Origin of the sequence: Oscillibacter sp. CU971 (assembly GCF_905219725.1) — a bacterium.
Taxonomy (GTDB): domain Bacteria; phylum Bacillota; class Clostridia; order Oscillospirales; family Oscillospiraceae; genus Oscillibacter.
Genome location: NZ_CAJMXG010000292.1, coordinates 1 through 3,091 on the forward strand (window position 1 = coordinate 1; position 3,091 = coordinate 3,091).

The 3,091-nt window shown below is 50.1% G+C and carries 6 protein-coding genes and 1 pseudogene; 2 read left to right on the forward strand and 5 right to left on the reverse strand.

The annotated features are described in order from the left end of the window. Positions 1–161: 161 nt before the first annotated feature. On the forward strand, positions 162–410 hold the full coding sequence (locus tag JX325_RS14275; protein WP_204791756.1) for a hypothetical protein: 249 nt from the start codon (positions 162–164) through the stop codon (positions 408–410). Positions 411–745: 335 nt separating this feature from the next. Next, positions 746–1,045 carry a DUF6718 family protein gene (locus JX325_RS18565; RefSeq protein ID WP_307819280.1) on the forward strand — a complete coding sequence of 100 codons (300 nt, stop codon included), beginning with the start codon at positions 746–748 and terminating at the stop codon, positions 1,043–1,045. Positions 1,046–1,132: 87 nt separating this feature from the next. On the opposite strand, the pseudogene JX325_RS14280 reads toward JX325_RS18565, so the two are convergent. The 5 genes and pseudogenes from JX325_RS14280 to JX325_RS14295 form a co-directional block, all read right to left on the reverse strand. After that, positions 1,133–1,612 (reverse strand): annotated as a pseudogene (locus JX325_RS14280) (IS630 family transposase); the annotation flags it as partial. Positions 1,613–1,639: 27 nt separating this feature from the next. Beyond that, complete coding sequence (locus JX325_RS18765; RefSeq protein ID WP_374220628.1) at positions 1,640–1,804, reverse strand: winged helix-turn-helix domain-containing protein; 165 nt, start codon at positions 1,802–1,804, stop codon at positions 1,640–1,642. A 242-nt stretch (positions 1,805–2,046) separates the two neighbouring features. After that, complete coding sequence (locus JX325_RS18230; RefSeq protein ID WP_243414103.1) at positions 2,047–2,238, reverse strand: tyrosine-type recombinase/integrase; 192 nt, start codon at positions 2,236–2,238, stop codon at positions 2,047–2,049. A 2-nt stretch (positions 2,239–2,240) separates the two neighbouring features. Further along, the gene (locus tag JX325_RS18235; protein ID WP_243414104.1) at positions 2,241–2,510 is read right to left on the reverse strand and encodes a hypothetical protein; all 270 of its coding nucleotides are present in this window, start codon (positions 2,508–2,510) and stop codon (positions 2,241–2,243) included. 199 nt (positions 2,511–2,709) lie between these two features. Then, complete coding sequence (locus tag JX325_RS14295; protein ID WP_204791759.1) at positions 2,710–3,003, reverse strand: hypothetical protein; 294 nt, start codon at positions 3,001–3,003, stop codon at positions 2,710–2,712. Between the last annotated feature and the right edge of the window lie 88 nt (positions 3,004–3,091).

The window sequence follows — 3,091 nt, forward strand, 5'->3', positions numbered from 1 at the left end:
TCATACCCCGCGCCCCCTTTCCCTTATTTTATCACATCTTTTATCATTTGGGGGAATTAAATCAGCGTTTCCTTAAATATTTTATGGTTTATGGTAAGAGGAAACCACTAAAAAGACTGACGAAACATTTGTGGGGTCGGGTAGAATAGAACGCTTATCTAATGGATGCTTTTATCTCCAAAGAGATTCTCGATATGCTCTCTTATCGGTCGGGGCCGAGACAGAGCCTCAAGCAGATCTCCCTGCGGGAAACCCCTCTGGAGCGGATACTGGATGATATTGCAAAATACCGCTCCAGCTGCATTGATGTCTTAGTACAGGAAAATATGATTGGCTCCCGCTTCAAAAGCGAGGGCTCCATTCTCAGCAAATACGAGAAACCCCTCCTTAACGGAGGTGGATTCAAGTAGTGCTTCAACGATGTCCTGGGATTCCGCCTACGGTTCGAGGAATACCCTGACACAATTCCGGATTATTTTCGGGTAATTGATCTTCTTCGGGAAAAAGAATTGACGACGGTTACCGTGCAATCCGTCTCTATTACCAACGGGACAATCTAGCCTATCCGATTGAGGTTTAGCTCTGGTGCGGGAAAGACTATCTTTTCAATCTCTGGAGTCATCAGCATATTTACAAATATCTGACTCCGAAAATGGGGCAAAAACTATATCAGGAATACTCCGATAAATTAATCCGAACAGAACAGGACTTTTTAAAACGATTAAAGAATTTGAAGGAGAAATAAATGGGCGATAAGAAAACCTATATTGTGGCCAAGGTCTTTGGCCGGCCAGGCTGTCTTGCCTATCTCTGCAAGACGCCGAATGAGGCCCGGTGCCTGCCGGGAACATTGGAGGTCCTGCGGGCGGAGGGGGTACAGATCGTTATTTTGGATTCTCCGCAGATTTATTCAGAGTACGCTCCTTATTCCTACATTGAGGATATGAAGGAATTTATTGACCGGGTGAGCCAGTTGAACCGGGTTTCTCGTCGTTACCCAAGAACCGGCAAACCCGGATGTAACGCAGGAAGAGCCCTCTTCTGAATATTGCTCCCGAATAATAATATAGGAAATCTGATTATGTTGAAAGAAAGTGGAGACCTTATCAGGAGAATGTTGCAAAGTTCGCATGAAGGAAGCTGTTTTATGGCGGATATCGTATTTGGTCCGAGGCAAGCCGCCAGAATGGACCGAGAGTTTCAGCGCGTGATTGAGATATTCGTCTGGATTGCTCTCGGGAGCATAGGGCGGCAGAAAGAACAGCTCAATTTTATCCCGATGCCTGTCCAGCCAGGCTGCGGCTTTCTTCCCATGGTGCACCTTTAATTTGTCCAAAATCAGGAAAACTTTTCGGTTGGAGGTTCGACCCAACTGGTCCATAAATTGGATCAGGCGCTGCGGGTTCATGGAATCCTTATACAGCATAAAACGAACGTTCCCCTGCCTGCTCAAGGCAGAAAGCATATTCAGCCGCTCTCTTTTCATCTCCACTGGCAGAACTGGAGGCTGTCCCTTGGGTGCAGACCCGCGCTCACAGTTTGAGCAATTGTCGATTCCGGTCTCGTCTCCCCAGTAAATCACGGCATTTTCTGTCTTGGCCTGCTGGACGATGGCCGGATATTCCTCATCTCGCCACCTTTAGATACGGGAAGAATCCTGTTTCCGGGCACGCTTGATTGGACGCTGGCAGGTCAAGCCCCAGCGCCGCATATAATCCGACACACTGCCGTCCGATATCTTTTTCCAATACCTTTTCCAGACGTATGCACACACTTTCTTCAGCGTCCATAAACTGCCAGGAATACCGAATTCCTCCTCCGGTTAATTCCTCTATTTCTTTCCCGGTTTTCCCCATCTTTTTGAGGCGTACAACCTGCCGGCGTATCTGCTTGAGCTCTCCCTTATTCAATTTTCGTAAATCTATATACTCCTTGCTCTCTATTTTGCCACTTTCTACATCATTTTCCCAGATTGTTTTTCAGAAGTAGAAGTAATAGTATATAAGCGGCCCTCCTGCAGAACTCTGCCGAGGGGCCGCTTATGTGTTAGACTCCGTTTAAATGTCCAATCCCTGTTGGAGCATTTTCGCTGGCCGCCNTCTTGTTCTTGTCGAAGGCGTGGGTGTAGATGTCCAGCGTGGTGGAGGACTGGCTGTGACCCAGGAGACTGGCCACTGTCGCCACGTCAGTGCCATTGGCAATCAGGAGGCTCGCGTTGCTGTGACAGAGGGAGTGCACGTTCAGCTTTCCAGCAATCCGTTCTTCTTCAGGATCATCTTGAACCTCCAGGTGAAGGTGCTGGGCGTCATCGGATCCTGGCTGTCGTGCCTGCGGAACAAGAAGTCATCCTCAGTCAGTTTGCGGTTCTCGTAGGCGTCCGTCTGCCAGACACACTCCCGACGGTATTCCTTCAGCAGGCTCTCCATCTCAGGCGAGAAGTAGACGTACCTGTCCCATGCCGCGGTCTTGGTGTCCTTAACGATGATGTACTCGCCTATGATCTTCGCCACGTTCCGCTGGATGTGGATGCTGTTTTCTCGTAGTCAATATCGGACCGCTTCAAACCGCAGCACTCACCCCGCCGCTGATGGCCGTGGTGCCGGAGATGCGGTTGAACACGTCGTCCGATTTTTCTTTCTGCAGATGGTGGATCAGTAGAATGGCGATTCCGTGGGCATCGGCCAGGCGCTTCAGAGCGGANAGGTCCCGTTAGTCGTTAGCATAGGTGTTGTCGTAATTCGTGCCCCGGACCATTTGCAGAGTGTCAATAATGATGAGGGACGTGTCCGGATGATCACGGAGAAACTGCCCCAGCTGCTCCGTCAGCCCGTTACCCAGAATCTGGCTCTCCGCGCAGGAGTGGACATTGGCGTCCGTGACGAAGATACGCTCGGAGCCGTGACCTTCCCCCTTTTCCAGGGGATACGTCACATAGAAATTCTTGCCGCTGACGGGACCGCTGCCGCCTTTGAACGCCGTGGGTCTGATGCCAATGATTTTCATGTTGTCTCCTGCCTTTCTTCTCTTACGGGGGCTGAGGGGCCACCCCCTAAATATGATTTGACAGCCGGACATGGCTTGTCCGGCTGTC

Coding starts and splice junctions, on each gene's coding strand:
- JX325_RS14275 (WP_204791756.1), top strand. CDS start 162: ATGGATGCTTTTATCTCCAAAGAGATTCTCGATATGCTCTCTTATCGG.
- JX325_RS18565 (WP_307819280.1), top strand. CDS start 746: ATGGGCGATAAGAAAACCTATATTGTGGCCAAGGTCTTTGGCCGGCCA.
- JX325_RS14295 (WP_204791759.1), bottom strand. CDS start 3,003: ATGAAAATCATTGGCATCAGACCCACGGCGTTCAAAGGCGGCAGCGGT.